Origin of the sequence: Cohnella fermenti, assembly GCF_004801405.1 — a bacterium.
Taxonomy (GTDB): domain Bacteria; phylum Bacillota; class Bacilli; order Paenibacillales; family Paenibacillaceae; genus Cohnella; species Cohnella fermenti.
The window spans coordinates 237,707-251,855 of sequence record NZ_SSOB01000002.1; the positions used below are offsets into that span (position 1 = coordinate 237,707).

At 59.9% G+C, this 14,149-nt stretch carries 15 protein-coding genes; 8 read left to right on the forward strand and 7 right to left on the reverse strand.

Annotation, left to right across the window (positions count from 1 at the left end; genetic code table 11):
• The first annotated feature begins 1,044 nt into the window (after nucleotides 1-1,044).
• Nucleotides 1,045-1,641 (forward strand): nitroreductase family protein, encoded by a 597-nt coding sequence (locus E6C55_RS02580; protein ID WP_136368203.1) that lies wholly within the window; start codon nucleotides 1,045-1,047, stop codon nucleotides 1,639-1,641.
• A gap of 168 nt (nucleotides 1,642-1,809) precedes the next feature.
• Here the strand turns inward: E6C55_RS02580 and E6C55_RS02585 are convergent, their stop codons facing one another.
• From E6C55_RS02585 to E6C55_RS02595, 3 genes are all read right to left on the reverse strand, one after another.
• Entirely contained in the window at nucleotides 1,810-2,562 is a 753-nt protein-coding gene (locus E6C55_RS02585) for a GTP cyclohydrolase II (protein ID WP_230986491.1), read from the reverse strand.
• Between the two features lie 81 nt (nucleotides 2,563-2,643).
• Nucleotides 2,644-3,651 carry an HD-GYP domain-containing protein gene (locus E6C55_RS02590; protein ID WP_136368204.1) on the reverse strand — a complete coding sequence of 336 codons (1,008 nt, stop codon included), beginning with the start codon at nucleotides 3,649-3,651 and terminating at the stop codon, nucleotides 2,644-2,646.
• 228 nt (nucleotides 3,652-3,879) lie between these two features.
• The gene (locus tag E6C55_RS02595) at nucleotides 3,880-4,371 is read right to left on the reverse strand and encodes a hypothetical protein (RefSeq protein WP_136368205.1); all 492 of its coding nucleotides are present in this window, start codon (nucleotides 4,369-4,371) and stop codon (nucleotides 3,880-3,882) included.
• 364 nt (nucleotides 4,372-4,735) lie between these two features.
• Here E6C55_RS02595 and E6C55_RS02600 point away from each other — a divergent pair, with 364 nt between their 5' ends.
• Entirely contained in the window at nucleotides 4,736-5,695 is a 960-nt protein-coding gene (locus E6C55_RS02600; RefSeq protein ID WP_230986492.1) for a TRM11 family SAM-dependent methyltransferase, read from the forward strand.
• 94 nt (nucleotides 5,696-5,789) lie between these two features.
• On the opposite strand, the gene E6C55_RS02605 is transcribed toward E6C55_RS02600, so the two are convergent.
• Both E6C55_RS02605 and E6C55_RS02610 read right to left on the reverse strand, forming a co-directional pair.
• Nucleotides 5,790-6,086 carry a DUF6509 family protein gene (locus tag E6C55_RS02605; protein WP_136368207.1) on the reverse strand — a complete coding sequence of 99 codons (297 nt, stop codon included), beginning with the start codon at nucleotides 6,084-6,086 and terminating at the stop codon, nucleotides 5,790-5,792.
• Nucleotides 6,086-7,153: a branched-chain amino acid aminotransferase gene (locus E6C55_RS02610; protein ID WP_136368208.1), complete on the reverse strand. Its 1,068-nt coding sequence runs from the start codon at nucleotides 7,151-7,153 to the stop codon at nucleotides 6,086-6,088. The genes E6C55_RS02605 and E6C55_RS02610 overlap by 1 nt, the downstream gene beginning before the upstream one ends.
• Before the next feature lie 143 nt (nucleotides 7,154-7,296).
• On the opposite strand from E6C55_RS02610, the gene E6C55_RS02615 reads away from it, so the two are divergent.
• Genes E6C55_RS02615 through E6C55_RS02625 form a run of 3 tightly spaced genes read left to right on the forward strand, consistent with a single transcriptional unit; the run spans nucleotide 7,297 to nucleotide 9,670 of the window.
• Complete coding sequence (locus E6C55_RS02615) at nucleotides 7,297-8,202, forward strand: LysR family transcriptional regulator (protein ID WP_136368209.1); 906 nt, start codon at nucleotides 7,297-7,299, stop codon at nucleotides 8,200-8,202.
• Nucleotides 8,199-8,603, forward strand: a complete 405-nt coding sequence (locus E6C55_RS02620; protein ID WP_136368210.1) for an MmcQ/YjbR family DNA-binding protein — start codon at nucleotides 8,199-8,201, stop codon at nucleotides 8,601-8,603. The genes E6C55_RS02615 and E6C55_RS02620 overlap by 4 nt, the downstream gene beginning before the upstream one ends.
• Nucleotides 8,600-9,670, forward strand: coding sequence for an AbrB family transcriptional regulator (locus tag E6C55_RS02625; protein ID WP_136368211.1), 1,071 nt, complete (start codon nucleotides 8,600-8,602; stop codon nucleotides 9,668-9,670). Before E6C55_RS02620 ends, E6C55_RS02625 begins: the two co-directional genes overlap by 4 nt.
• On the opposite strand, the gene rlmN is transcribed toward E6C55_RS02625, so the two are convergent.
• Nucleotides 9,662-10,750 (reverse strand): 23S rRNA (adenine(2503)-C(2))-methyltransferase RlmN, encoded by a 1,089-nt coding sequence (gene rlmN / locus E6C55_RS02630; protein WP_136368212.1) that lies wholly within the window; start codon nucleotides 10,748-10,750, stop codon nucleotides 9,662-9,664. The two genes, E6C55_RS02625 and rlmN, sit on opposite strands and share 9 nt — an antisense overlap.
• 223 nt (nucleotides 10,751-10,973) lie before the next feature.
• On the opposite strand from rlmN, the gene E6C55_RS02635 reads away from it, so the two are divergent.
• Complete coding sequence (locus tag E6C55_RS02635; protein WP_230986493.1) at nucleotides 10,974-11,489, forward strand: hypothetical protein; 516 nt, start codon at nucleotides 10,974-10,976, stop codon at nucleotides 11,487-11,489.
• A gap of 84 nt (nucleotides 11,490-11,573) precedes the next feature.
• Here the strand turns inward: E6C55_RS02635 and E6C55_RS02640 are convergent, their stop codons facing one another.
• A complete protein-coding gene (locus E6C55_RS02640) occupies nucleotides 11,574-12,035 on the reverse strand; it encodes a CBS domain-containing protein (RefSeq protein WP_136368213.1) in 462 nt (153 codons plus the stop codon).
• Nucleotides 12,036-12,198: 163 nt separating this feature from the next.
• Between E6C55_RS02640 and E6C55_RS02645 the strand changes: the two genes are divergently transcribed.
• Entirely contained in the window at nucleotides 12,199-12,741 is a 543-nt protein-coding gene (locus tag E6C55_RS02645; protein WP_168735415.1) for a PadR family transcriptional regulator, read from the forward strand.
• A 221-nt stretch (nucleotides 12,742-12,962) separates the two neighbouring features.
• Nucleotides 12,963-14,123 (forward strand): YhgE/Pip domain-containing protein, encoded by a 1,161-nt coding sequence (locus E6C55_RS02650; protein ID WP_136368215.1) that lies wholly within the window; start codon nucleotides 12,963-12,965, stop codon nucleotides 14,121-14,123.
• Nucleotides 14,124-14,149 lie beyond the last annotated feature (26 nt).

A 14,149-nucleotide genomic window follows, 5' to 3' on the forward strand; every position in this document is an offset into this window, starting at 1 on the left:
GTTATACCGATTCCCCGCACATCTCGGCCTTCAACCGCCACTCCGAGGCTTCGTTGTACCGATTCCCCGCACAGCTCCCCCTCCAACCGCTACTTCGGGGCATCGTTGTACGGGTTTCCCGTACATCTCGACCTCCAACCGCCACTTCGAGGCTTCGTTGTACGGCCGGCACATCTCCCCCTCCAACCGCCACTTCGAGGCTTCGTTGTACCGATTCCCCGCACATCTCCCGCTCCAACCGCCACTTCGGAGCTTCGTTATACCGATTTCCCGGACATCTCGACCTTCAACCGCCACTTCGAGGCTTCGTTATACCGATTCCCCGCACATCTCCCCCTCCAACGCCACTCCGAAGCTTCGTTATACCGATTTCCCGTACATCTCGACCTTCAACCGCCACTTTGGAGCATCGTTGTACGAGTTTCCCGCACATATGCGAATTCCTCCACCAACTACGCCCCTTCGCCTCTCCGCGCTCGAATGATTGGACTTCCTCCACCAACTTCGCCCTGCGCCCTCCGTCCACCCGACTTCTCCACAGCAGGCATTTCGTCATTATGGATGGCCGCACACGGAAAATCTTCATTAGTTGGGGGCGACTGATTAGTTGGGGCTACTGCGGTCCCTGTTGTCATAGAGGTTTTTAGCATTCATTCGCGGGTTGCGCTTGGGGATCGAGGTGTGAGGTGCGGTCAGGCATTCGTTCGGAGGCTTCCTTCGTCGGGGGAGGGGGAGTGTTGTGGGAAGCGGATGCCCGACGACGCGGCCAACGACGATGTCGGAGAAGCTTCGCGAGGAATAGAGGAATAAGCCGAGGGATATTCGATTATGATATCCTCTTGGGATCGAATCGGCCCATAACCTGCGCACTGTCGCATCCAGCCCCGGCCCCTTGTCGACGCGTCCAATAAATAACTTTTCACAAGTTGCTATAAATTCGTAATGTTGTTTGTTATAATAGCTTCATCCATGTTTCTCGTGACCAGCATTATGCTTGGCAGCCAGAGAGCATCAATCATACGCTTTGAAGGAGGCAGCTTCACTATGGCAATTGCACAAGATTTGCTCGCTCAGCAACGCCCGACCGCTCATTCCATCGATTCGGTCAATGTCAACCGTTGGTCCCCGCGTTCCTTCCTCGAGAAGGCTATCCCGGAAGAGACGCTGCTCAGCGTCTTCGAAGCGGCTCGCTTCGCGCCGTCCGCGTTCAACTTCCAGCCGTGGAGATTCATCGTCGCCGCTTCCCCGGAAGAACGGGAGCGCTTCTACACGTTCATCGGCGAATTCAACTTGAATTGGTGCAAGAAGGCGCCGGTCCTCTTCCTGATCGTGTCCAACACCGAGACCGAGAAGGGGCCGTTCCCGTCGCACGCGTTCGACACGGGCGCAGCTTGGGGCACGCTGGCTCATGAAGCCGTACGCCAAGGGCTGGTCACGCACGCCATGACCGGCTTCGACTTCGCCAAGGCGCGCGAGGCGCTCGGCATTCCGGAGAGCTACGCGATCCAGGCGCTGGTCGCCATCGGCTACCAAGGCCCGAGCGACGCACTGCCGGAAGGTCTGGCCGAGCGCGAGGTGCCGTCTCCGCGCAAGCCGGTTCAAGAAGTGCTGTTCCAAGGCACATTCGGGCAAGCTTTCTAATCGAAGGGCGCTCACCGGTCGCTATCAGACCTGGGGAACGCCCTCGTTTTTTGTCATCCTTTATTCTGCTTTATTCCTGTCATTTTGCGTCCTTCTGCTTCCTTCCGCGCATTCCGCGTCCTTGTGCTTCCTTCCGCGCGTATTCTGCATCCTTGCAGTCTCGCAGCATCAGTCGTTGTTGCAACTGCTCTCTCCCAGATGGCCGGACCGGCCGATCTTCGTCTGAAGGTACTTCTTGTTGTATTCCGACTGGTCGCCCCACAGCGAACGACGGCCAGCTACGTTCATTCCCGCGCGCTCCAGCGCTTCCAGCTTCTTCGGATTGTTCGTAATCAGCGTCACCGGCTTCGTGCGGAGCTGCCGCAGCACTGCGATTGCGTCGCGATAGTCCCGTGAATCGTCCGCGAAGCCGAGCCGGAGGTTGGCGTCAACGGTGTCGTAGCCGTTCTCTTGAAGAATGTAGGCGAGCGCCTTGCCGAACAGGCCGATGCCGCGTCCTTCGTGATTGGCGAGATAGAACAGCGCCCCCGCTCCGTGATCGGCGATCATCTGCATGGATTGCTTCAACTGGAAGCCGCAGTCGCACCGCTTGCTGCCGAATATGTCCCCCGTATGGCAGATGGAGTGCATCCGAATAAGAGCCTCGTCCGCTTCGGCGAAGTCTCCGTACGCCAGAACGCTCGACTGCTGGAATTCCGCCAGATTGATGGAGATCAGCTTCTCGATAATTCGGCCGAAGTCATCGGTCGCTTCCTTGCAGTCCAGCCAGCAGTACCAGTGGAAGTGGACCGTCCTGCCCTTGAGGTTAACCGGAAGCTTGATCGGACCGACCAGATACAGCGCGCCCTCCGCCGTCTCGATCAGTTGGATCTTGCCCTCCAGAATGGAAGTCACTTGCTCATTCGTCATTGCGTTGCCCATGGCGTTCGGTTCTCCTATTCCTTTACGCTCATTATCCCCCGAGAGGAGCTTCCTATGCCATCAGGTCTTGGTCGCACAATATTACAGAACGATCTCCAGGATATGCAAATCCCGGATCTGGCTCAAGTCGACGAACGTCTCCTCCACTTTGACCAGCGGATGCAGATCGTCGTGCGGGTTCAGGTAGACGACTTCTCCCCAGCGGCCGTCCGTCAGCTTGATCTGATGCCCGATCAGATGGACGAACAGCTTCTCGAGGAATACGTTCACGACCTTGCTGTCCAGCTCTCCGAACGCCCCCGCCCGCATCTGCGTCACCACCTCGTGGAACGGCAGCGCTTCGTGGTACGGCCGCTTCGATGACATCGCGTGGAAAACATCGGCAACCGCCACGATTCGGCTCAGCGGATCGACCTGGCTGTTCCTCAGCTTCAGCGGGTAGCCTTGCCCGTCCGCCCGTTCGTGATGCTGCAGGGCGACAAGCGCGGCGCGCGGGTTCAGCCCCACCGTCTCGCTCAGAATCTCGTAGCCGTGGCGGGTATGCAGCTTGATCTCCCCGTACTCCTCCGCGCTCAACTTGCCGGGCTTATTGAGCAGCTCGTCCGAGACTCTTACCTTGCCGATATCGTGCAGGGTCCCCGCAAGCGTAAGCAGCGTCAGCTCCGACTCGCTTAGCTCCATCCAGCGGCCGATCATCGTGGAGATGACCCCTACGGCAATATTGTGCTGATGCGTATATTCACCCTTCGCCTTGATCAGCTCGATCAGGTTGAACACGCTCTGATACGAGGCGATCTCCGAGACAAGGGGGATCAATTCGTTCTTAATGTCCATCAGGGGAACCTTGCGGGTCCGCTTGATATCGTCGAACAACCCCTTGGAGTAAGAAGAAGCTTGCTGCATGCTCTTGATCGGCGGACGTTGCGCCAGCTCCGCCCCATAAGGAAGCAATATCAGTTCCGAGAAATCCACGCGGTGCTGCTCCAGCAGCTTCATATGCGTAAGATCCAAGCGAGTTCCCGCAGCCACCAGCACGAGGCCCGACTTGATGATGTCGTGCTTCACGACCCTGTCGATCCATTCCTCCATCTGACTTCCTGCTCCCTTCAGCCTAACCCGCAGCTTCTATACGTAGTCGTTACTTTATTTTCCAACAAAACCCTATCTGCTATATATCGGCCTTTGGAACCGAATTCATAATATGGAAGTCTCATGATTCCGGCATTTTCCCACGACATTCAGTTCAAAAGATACTGTAAAAAAGGGTACTATTCGTTAACATTCCCCAAATATATAGGCGAGAATCTCGGCCTATTGTCATCGATACGTCACCTCGTACATCGAGCCGAGCGGAAGCAGCTCCCTCAAATAACGGTCAAGCAGTTCCTTCTCAATGTCGGTCACGGAAGCGTTCGGCCAGAGGTCGAGATGGACTTTGCCCGCGACAGGGTCGTAGCAACGGAACATCAACCGGCCATTCGCGAACATTCCGCCTACCAGCGACAGAATCCGTTCCTGATCCAGGCAACGGTTCAGCGCGGCTTTGTAGATCGGCTCCGGCAGCTCGTCGACTCGCGGCACCCGATCCTCCTTCAGCATGCAGTACGCCTTGATATGGAAGCATACGTAGGGGGTCAAGTAGGAAGCCGCGAACTGCCCCAGCTCGTAGCGATCCTTATCCGGCAACTGCAGGTCGTCGTTCCATGCATAAATATCGGCCGAATTGCGAGCGCGGGTGTGCACGCGGATATAACGGAGGTGCGGATACTTCTGCTTGATGATCTGCTCGGCTAACAGTCGCGTTCCCACTTCGATCCCCTCCCATGGAATCCTCGGTTGCTTTCCTTCTTCGCAGCCCATTGTCAGCGCTTACATTATTCCGTGAGCACCGGCCCTCCGTCGCTTCAGCCCGGGAGTGGTTCCACTATACGCGCGCAGAGAAGCAATTATGCCGACAATTCCCCGTTGCCGCCCCTGCAACCTCGAACTCTCCCCTTCCACGCTTCGCCCTTCCGAGCCCCTCCGAGCCCTTCCGAGCCCTTCCGCATCCTGCCGTGCCCTGCCGAGTCTTTCAATCTATCCATTCTCCATCCGCCAGGAGAATCCTGCCGCCCCTCCTTTGCATTCTCCCGGGAAAGCCGCTATGGTGAAGGAACGGAAAGGCGGGATAGCCATGCCCTCATCGCACTACTTGTACACGTATGCCTGCCACGAGGACGAGGCGTCGCTGTGCCGGCTTGAGCTGAAGACGCTTCTGCAAGCGCAAGCCGAGCCCCGGCCCGGCGCGTCCGTGCTGCGCAGCGGCGCCAGGGTCGACCCGAGCCGCAGCCCCTTCATCCGCGAACGGATCGAACCGATCTGCGAGGGTGCCGACTTCGCAGAGCTGATGCGCGAGGCGTCGCGTCTGCCGCCGGAGGAGCGGCTGTCGTTCAAGGTCGTCTGCTTAAAGACGAACGATCCCACCCCCGGCGGCAAAATCGAATACGAGCAGCGAAGGAAGCTGGAGAGGGAGGCGGGCGCCGCCATTCGGGGGCGAGTAGACGTTCGCCGGCCCGACCAGGTGTTCGGCTTGGTTCGTTGCGAGGGACGCTGGTACTTGGGCCCTTGCGAGAGCAACAGGGCGATCTGGCTGGCGCATGCGAAGAAGCCGAGAGACTACTCCATCGCGCTTCCGACCCGGGTGGCGAGAGCCGTCGCCAACCTGGCCGCTCCGCAACCGGAAGGGATTCGGGCGATCGATCCGTGCTGCGGGATCGGCACCGTTCTCGTGGAAGCGAGATCAATGGGGATCGATATCGTCGGCCGGGACATCAACCCGCTCGCGGTCAGCGGCGCGCGGGAGAACCTTGCGCACTTCGGCCTCGCGGCAGAAGTGTCCCTCGGCTCCATCGAGGACATCCGCGAGGAATACGACGCGGCTGTCATCGACCTGCCTTATAATCACGTGACGAGAATATCCGAGGACTCCGAACGGCTCATTCTTCGGGAGGCGAGAAGAATCGCCCGCCGGGCGGTCGTCATCTCCCATCGGGATATCGCGAAGGAGCTTGCCGAAGCCGGCTTCGCGATCGAGGATCGCTGCGAAGCGAGGAAGGGCTCCTCCTTCGTTCGCCATATCGCCGTCTGCCGCTGACCGGCAGCCCCGCACAAAAAGCGGAATCCCCCGCCGGAGCATTGCGCCCCGCGGAGATCCCGCTTCTCTTGTTCCGCTTATTCTCTTGCTTCGCTCACTCGTCCGCCTCGGCCAGATGCTCGCGGCAGAACGCGGCGAGCTCCGCTTCCTCCTCCGGCTCCACCTCGAAGTCCAGGTATCGGCGCGACGTCCGCTCGAGCAGCTCGTACCGGACGATGCCCGATTGCTCCCCGTCCTCCTTGTAGACGACGCGGATGCTGACTCCGTTCTCGGAGATCAGCTCGTCGTCCTCCGCAACGTCGATGTCGATTATAAACTCGTATCGCTGGCCGGAGAGAATGCCGAACGGGTCCGGCACCCGCTCGACGCTGTATTCGGTAATGGCGAGCATTACAGCCGCACCATCCAGCCGAACGGATCTTCGACGCTGCCGTATTGAATTCCGGTCAGTGTGTCGTACAGCCGCTTCGACAGCGGTCCGGTCTCGCCGCCGCCGATGACCAGCCGCTCGTCCTCGTAGCTGAGCTCCCCGATCGGCGAGATGACCGCGGCCGTGCCGGTGCCGAACGCTTCGACGAGCTCGCCGCTGCGGCAAGCCTCGACGAGTTCGTCGATCAGAATCGGCCGCTCCTCGACCGCAACGCCCCAATGCCGGAGCAATGTCAGCGTCGAATCGCGCGTGATGCCGGCCAGGAAGCTGCCGTTCAGCACAGGGGTAACCACCTTGTCGCCGAGCTTGAAGAAGACGTTCATGCTGCCGACTTCCTCAACGTAACGGCGATGCACGCCATCGAGCCAGAGCACCTGGGAATACCCCTTGGCCGACGCGCCTTCCTGCGCCTTCAGCCCGGCCGCGTAATTGCCCGCGGTCTTGGCCGTGCCGACGCCGCCCTCCACCGCGCGAACGTAGTGGGACTCGACGTGAATGCTGACCGGGTTGATGCCTTCCGCGTAGTAAGAGCCGACCGGCGACAGAATAATCATGAACAGATACTGCTTGGACGGAGATACCCCGAGCAGCGGCTCCGTCGCGATGACGTAAGGACGAATGTACAGGGAAGTCTCCGGCTCGCCCGGAATCCAGTCGCTGTCGATGCGAACAAGCTGCGTGAGCGCTTCCATGAACAGCTCTTCGTCCAGCCCGGGAATGCTGAGCCGGTCGTTGGACAAGTTCAGCCGTTGTATATTTTTGTTCGGACGGAATAGTTGAATGCCGTTGTCCGACGTGCGGTACGCCTTGAGTCCCTCGAATACGGTCTGCCCGTAGTGGAACACCTTGGCCGCCGGATCGAGGGAGATCGGCTGGTACGGTACGATCCGGGGATGATGCCAGCCCTGGCCCTCGTCGTAATTCGCAATAAACATATGATCGGTAAAATACTTGCCGAAGCCCAGCTCGCCAACCTTCGGCTTCTGCTTAGGCGTTGTTGTGCGTTCGATCTCGATTGCCCATCCCATTGTGTACAGCCTTCCTTCGCTCAGAATAGATTATTTTTTTCAGAATAGATTGTCCTTTTATGATAACAAGTTTTCGACTATATTTAAAATATCGGTATGATACGTTATTGATACTTTTGCGGTATGCGTTGGGAGGCGAAGAGGTGGACCTGCGTCAGCTTCGTTATTTCCTCGCGGTGGCCGAGCTCGGGCAAGTGACCCGGGCGGCGAAGGCGCTCAACATGGAGCAGCCCCCGCTGAGCCGCCAGCTTAAGCTGATGGAGGAGGAGCTGGGTGTCCTCCTCTTCGACCGCAGCGGCCGCAGCTTCACGCTGACGTCGGCCGGACAACTTCTTAAGAAGCGAGCCGAGGAGCTGCTCGGCCGGTTCGACGAGACGCTGTCGGAGATCAGACAGCTCGAAGAAGGGCTCGTCGGCACGCTCGCCATCGGGGCCGTCGTCTCCTGCATCTCTCTGCTCCCCCATAGAATTCGCGAATTCGGGCGGCGCTACCCGCGCGTCACATACAAAATCCAGGAAGGAGACCACTTCCTGCTCGGGCATTATCTCGACGCGAGGCAGATCGAGCTGATCGTCTCGCGCCTTCCGTTCGAGGCGGGGCTGGACGAGGAGCGCTACTCGATCAAGCGGCTGCCCTCCGACCCGTTCGTCGCCATCCTGCCGCGCAGTTGGTTCCCCGCTCCGCCTCCGGACGTTCTGCGGATGTCGGACCTCGCGGACTATCCGTTCCTTACGCTGAAGACGGATCAGACGAAGGGAATGCACGAGAAGGTCATCCGCCAATTCCGGGTGAGCGGGCTGAATCCCTCCATCCTGTGCGAATGCTCCAGCGTGGCGATCATCATCGCCTTCGTCGCCGCCGGAATCGGCGTCACCCTGCTACCCCGCTCGGTGATCGACTCCTTCCCGCTCGGCGACATTGTGGTCCGCGGCATCGCGGACGCCGACTTCCAGTCCGAAGTCGGCATCGTCTGGCTGAAGGACCGTTACCTGTCCAAGAGCGCCCAGCGCTTCATCGAATTGTTCTCCGAGGAGGAATCGCCGTCATGAGCGAATCGCACACAAGATTAAGTCCGCAACGGTTGATCGAGCTCGGCTTGGCCTATCCCGGAACGAGCGTAAAGCATCCGTTCGACCCGAACATGCCGGTCCTGTTCGTCGGCAGCAAGATGTTCGCTCTGATCGGCGCCAGCTCCGGCTCGCCGAGCGTCAACCTGAAGACGTCGCCGGACGAAGCCTGGCTGCAGCGCGAGAGCTACCCCGGCTCCGTGCTGCCGGGCTACCATATGAATAAGAAGCACTGGAACACCGTGCTTCTCGACGGAAGCGTTCCGGATGCCGTGATCGCGGAGATGCTCGAGGTCTCCTACCTTCTCGTGCAGGCGAAGCTGACCCGGGCGGAACGGGACGAGCTTGAACTGGGGCCCGCCGCGAAGCGGAAGCCGTCGTGAAGAATCTCGTTCTCACGGTCCTGCTAAGCCTGGCGGGCGGCTGGCTCTTCGACGTTGTCGGCATTCCGCTTCCCTGGCTGCTCGGCCCGATGATCGCCGCCTTCCTCGGCACCCGGATGCCCCGCCTCTTCCAGCCGCGCTGGCCCCGCCCGCTGCGCAACGTCGCGATGGTGCTGATCGGCTACTCGATCGGGCTGTCGTTCTCGGCGGATACGCTGCGCCAGATGGGCCATCAGTTGCCGACCATGCTGCTCCTGACGACGCTGCTGCTGATCGCCAGCACGGCGATCGGCTGGGCCGTCTCGCGGCTGACCGGAATTCCTTTCCCGACCGTGCTTATGGGCAGCATCCCCGGCGGAATGAACCAGATGCTTATCCTGGCGGAAGAGACCAAGGGGATTGACATCACGGTCGTCACCTTCCTGCAGGTATCGCGGCTGATGATGATCATCTTCTGCGTCCCGCTGCTCGTCTTCAGCCCCGTGTTCGGCGGCGCGCACGACGCAAGCCTTATCGTGACGGAGACGTCCCCCGCCTGGAGCGGCCTGCTCCCGAACTTCCCGCTGTTCGCGGTTCTCTGCACGGCGGCGGCCTGGCTGGGCCAGCGGGTCCGCTTCCCGTCGGCCGCTCTGATCGGGCCGATGGTCGTCACCGCGATCGTCCAAGGCATCGGGCTCGACGGCCCCGCGCTGCCGACCGCGGCGCTGAACGCCGCCCAGCTTCTGATCGGCACCTACGTCGGCCTGCTGCTCCGCCCGGAGAAGCTGGAGAACAAGCTGCGGCTCGTCTCGCTGGCGCTGCTGAGCGGAGCGTTGCTGCTCGCCTGCGCGTTCGGGCTGAGCGCCATGCTGACCGCGCTGCATCCGGTCTCCCCGATGACCGCCTTCCTGAGCATGTCGCCGGGCGGCATGGACCAGATGGGCATCATCGCGCACGAGGTTCGCGCGGACATCGCCATCGTGACCGGCTATCAGATCTTCCGCACCTGGTTTATCTACTTCGCCATTCCGCCGCTCATCCGTCTCCTCTTCAAGAGCCTCGAACGAAGAAAAACCGCCCTACGATAGGGCGGCTTCGGCCGGTCGGCTATCCTTCCTGATCTGCTTGCTGCGCAGCTGCCCGCAAGCGGCGTCGATGTCCGCTCCGTGCTCGAGACGAACGCTGACGCTGACTCCTCTCTTTTTCAACGTGTCGTAGAAGGCTCTGACGTCCTCCGCATCGGTCCGCTGGTACTGGCTGTGCTCGTCGACCGGGTTGTACGGGATCAGGTTCACGTTGAGCAGGGAGCGGCGCGACTCGCCCAGCAGATCGGCCAGTTCGTTCGCGTGTTCGACGCGGTCGTTCACGTCCCTCAGCAGGATGTACTCGATCGTTGTCCGCCGGTTCGTCTTCTCGAGGAAGTAGTCGATGGCGGCCATCAGCTTCGCGATCGGGATCGCCCGGTTGATCTTCATGATCCGCGTCCGCAGCTCGTCGTTCGGCGCATGGAGGGAGATCGCCAGGTTCACCTGAAGGCCCGTATCCGCGAATTCGCGAATCTTGTCCGCCAGACCGCTCGTCGACACCGTGATGTGGCGCGAGCCGATCGCCAGCCCCTTATGGTCGATGACCACGCGGATGAAGTTCAGCACGTGCGCGAAGTTGTCGAACGGCTCGCCGATGCCCATCACCACGATGTGGCTGACCTTCTCGCCTTGGCCGAGCGCGTCGAGATCGAGCTGAACCCGCATGATCTGCTCGACGATCTCGCCGGCCGTCAGGTCCCGGCTCTTCTTGAGCAGCCCGCTCGCGCAGAAGCTGCAGCCGATGTTGCAGCCGACCTGCGTGGTGACGCAGACGGACAGGCCGAACTTGTGCTTCATGAGCACCGTCTCGATCAGGTTGCCGTCCGCCAGCCGGAAGAGGAACTTGCGCGTGCCGTCCGCCGACACCTGCTTCAGATGCTCCGTCATCGTCTCGAAGGCGAAGTTCTCTTCCAGCAACGAGCGGCATTCCGCGTTCACGTCCGTCATCTCCGCGAAGCTGCCGACCCGCTTCCGATAGAGCTGCTCCCACACCGGGGTCGCCCGCGATCTTCTATGCCCCCGTTCAGCCAGCCAATCGGCCAACTGCTCCTGGGTCAATCCGTAGATGGATGCTTTATTCATTAGGATACCTCGCTTCAACCATTCCGCATTCTGCCTATCATTGTCCCAGAGTTAGGGCAAATACACAAGTGCGAGACTTTGTCAATCGGGCCGCCGCCCGATCCCGGTTCCCCTCCCCGGTTGGGGGCGGACGTGCGGAATCCGTGTTACAGTTAGAGCATATGGAAGCTTGAATGGACACGAGAGATCGTTATTATCTGTGGAAAAAAGGAGAGAGTCGCAAATGAGCATCAATCGAGGTTGGATTGTTGGCGCGCTGCTGATCGTGTTGGGTATCCTGTTATTCTCCCAGGGGGACCGCTCCTTCAATACGGGAACCGTATTCGCTTACGGCTGGCCGACGATGTTCGTCATCCCGATGGGCGTGTTCTTCCACTGGATGTACTTCTTCATGCTGAACCGCCGCGGAGTCGGCATGCTCGTGCCGGGCGGCATTCTGTTCGTCGCGGGAGTCGTCTGCCAGCTATCGGCGCTGACCGGCGCCTGGGCCATCACCTGGCCGGGCTTCCTGCTCGCCGTCGCCTTCGGCCTGTTCGAGCTGTACTGGTTCGGCAGCCGCAACCGCTGGCTGATGATTCCGATCGCGATCTTAAGCGGCCTGTCCGTGCTGTTCTTCGCCGTGTTCTCGGTCGGCTACCTGTTCAATAGCCTGTCGATGTCCCGCCCGATCATCGCCGCCCTGCTCGTCATCGCCGGCGGCGCGATCATTCTTGTTCGCAAGAAGGAACACTCGTACTAAGACGGATTAAGACGGGGAACCCGAAGGCCGTGCCTGACTCCTTGCGAGCGGGCGCGGCCTTTGACTTGCGGCATGGCAAGGCGATCACAACAAATTCGTGAACGCATGGCGAATGACGTTGCCCCGGCTGATGATGCCGACCAGCACCCCGCCCCGTACGACCGGGAGCTTCTTGATCCGCTTCTTCCCGAGAAGAGCGGCGACGTCCTGGATATCCTCGTTCCAATCCACCGTGACGACCTTTTTCTTCGCGATCTCCATGACGTTCATCCCAAGCAGCCGCTTGGACCTCTCCTCGAACGGCTCCTCGTTCTCGTCGAGCCGCACCATGAAGGCATAGGGGAGCGAATCGAACATGCCCAGCTCCGGCCGACCGATGAAGCGCATAATATCCCCGTCGCTCACATAACCTACGATCTCGTTGGCCTCGTTCACAACCGGTACGCCGCTGATCCCGTGATCGACGAACTTCTCGAGCACCCTGCGGACCGTGTCGGTCTCCTTCACCTTGTATACTTGCGTGATCATCACATCCCGCGCCTTCATCCGCCGTCCCTCCTACGCTTCTTCCCTCATTGTGACGAATTGTCAGGGAGGATGTCAACCGATTTCATTTTGATGTATAGTCAGAGTATGACCCCTGCCGCCTTCCTGCCATTCAGCGGATTGCGGATATGGAATGGAGAACTCGACGGGAGGCCGCCACCGCATGTCGCTGCAAATTTTTATCCTCGGAATCTTGTGCGAGGGACATCGCCATCCTTACGATATCAAGAAGATATTCAAGCGAGAGAGCCTTGCGCCCGAAGCCCGGATTACGGACGGCAAGCTGTATTATCACTTCGAGGCGCTCGCCAAGCTGGGCTATGTCGAACGGGTGATGGTGTCCCGGGAGGAGAACCGCCCGGAGCGGACGATGTACGGCATCACCGAAGCCGGCCGCGAAGCGCTCGTCGAGATGATCTACAAGAACTTCCGCAGCTTCAAGGACGTCACCGACCTGTATCCCTCCGTTCTGTTCCTTCATCACGCCAGCAAGGAACGGGTCATCGGGCTGATGGAGGACGGCATCGACGAGTTGACCCGCAAGATGCGCAGATACGAGCAGATATTGGCCGAAGTCGTGCCCCCGGATCATGCCGAGCACCCGATCGTGCAGAACGCGAAGATTCTTCAGGAGCACACGATACATCGCATCCGCGGCGATCTGGATTGGCTGCTCAAGGTGCTGGACAAGGTCAAGGCGATGTGACGAACATCACCCGGACCCGTGCCGAAGCCGAACAAGCGATGACAATTTCATGAACGCAATTCGCCGAGACGCCCGAATGGGCGTCTTTTTCCATGTTCCCGGTGTTCGCTTCGGCTTCGGGCGGTTGACATGTAAGAGCTTACCGAGTTATTGTTCAATTTATATTACTTTGATTTGAGTATTCTATATTGGGTATATCCCACAGAGAGGAGATCGCGACGATGGGAATCCTGCGAACGTTCTTGAAGCAGAAAATGGTGATCGGCGGCATCTTCATGGCGGTCTTCTACCAGATCGTCTTTATCGTGATTTATATGGGCGGCTATGGCGCGATGACGGACAACATCGGCAAGCTGAGCGTCGCCATCGTGAACGAAGACGAGCAATACGGCAAGGACATCGCCGAGAGCCTGGCCGCCCAGCTTCCGTTCCGGCTCGTGACGGACATCGACCTCGGCCGCGCCCAGGAGGAGCTCGACAATCGGGATCTGCACATGATCATTCATATTCCGGCCGAGTTCTCCGAGAAGCTGGCGGCGCAGGGCGAGCAAGCCCCGCTCGACTTCTACATCAACCAGTCGAACCCGGCGATGGTCGCTTCCTCGATGCAGCAGGTCGCGACGCAGTTGACGACGGCGCTGAACCAGCAATTCGCAACGCAGAACGCCGAGCGCCTCTTCGCCGAGCATAATATGCCGGAGGAACAAGCCAAGGCGCTTGCGGAGGGCATCGCGACGAAGCTCGCCGCGGAGATCGACCTGACGAATCCGATCCCGTCCGGCATGCAGAATCAGGTCGCCCCGATGTTCCTCTCCATGGTATCCGTCGTCGGCGCCATGATCTTCGCCATGATGGGAACGGGCGTCGCGAAGAGCCTGGCGCCTTCCTTGGGCAAGTGGAAGGCATTCCTCGGCTTCCACGGGGTGAGCGCGATCGTCTCGGTCTTCGCGCCGGCGGTCGGCCTGCTGATCGCCTTCGCCTTCCAAGGCTACGGAGTCGAGACGTTCTTCCGCATGTGGGGACTGCACGCGCTCGAGATGTTCGCCGCCATCGAGTTCATGGGAATCTTCTTCTTCCTGTTGGGCCAGGCGGGCATGCTGATCTCCCTGTTCTTCATCCTGGTGCAATCCATTACGAGCGGCGTGCTGATGCCGCAGGCGGTCATGCCCGACTTCTATCGTTATCTCAGCTATATCTCCGTCATGTTCTACAGCGCGCAGTCGGACATGAGCCTTATGTTCGGCGGCGGCAAGACCGGAGAGCACATTCTCGGACTCGTTCTCATGGCCGTCGGCGCCATCCTGATCAATACGCTGATTTATTCCCGGAAGAAGGCCAAGCGGCAGGAGGCCGAGCCGGCCTTCTCCTTCGCAGCCGAATAACTCTCCGTACCGACTACCCTTAAGAA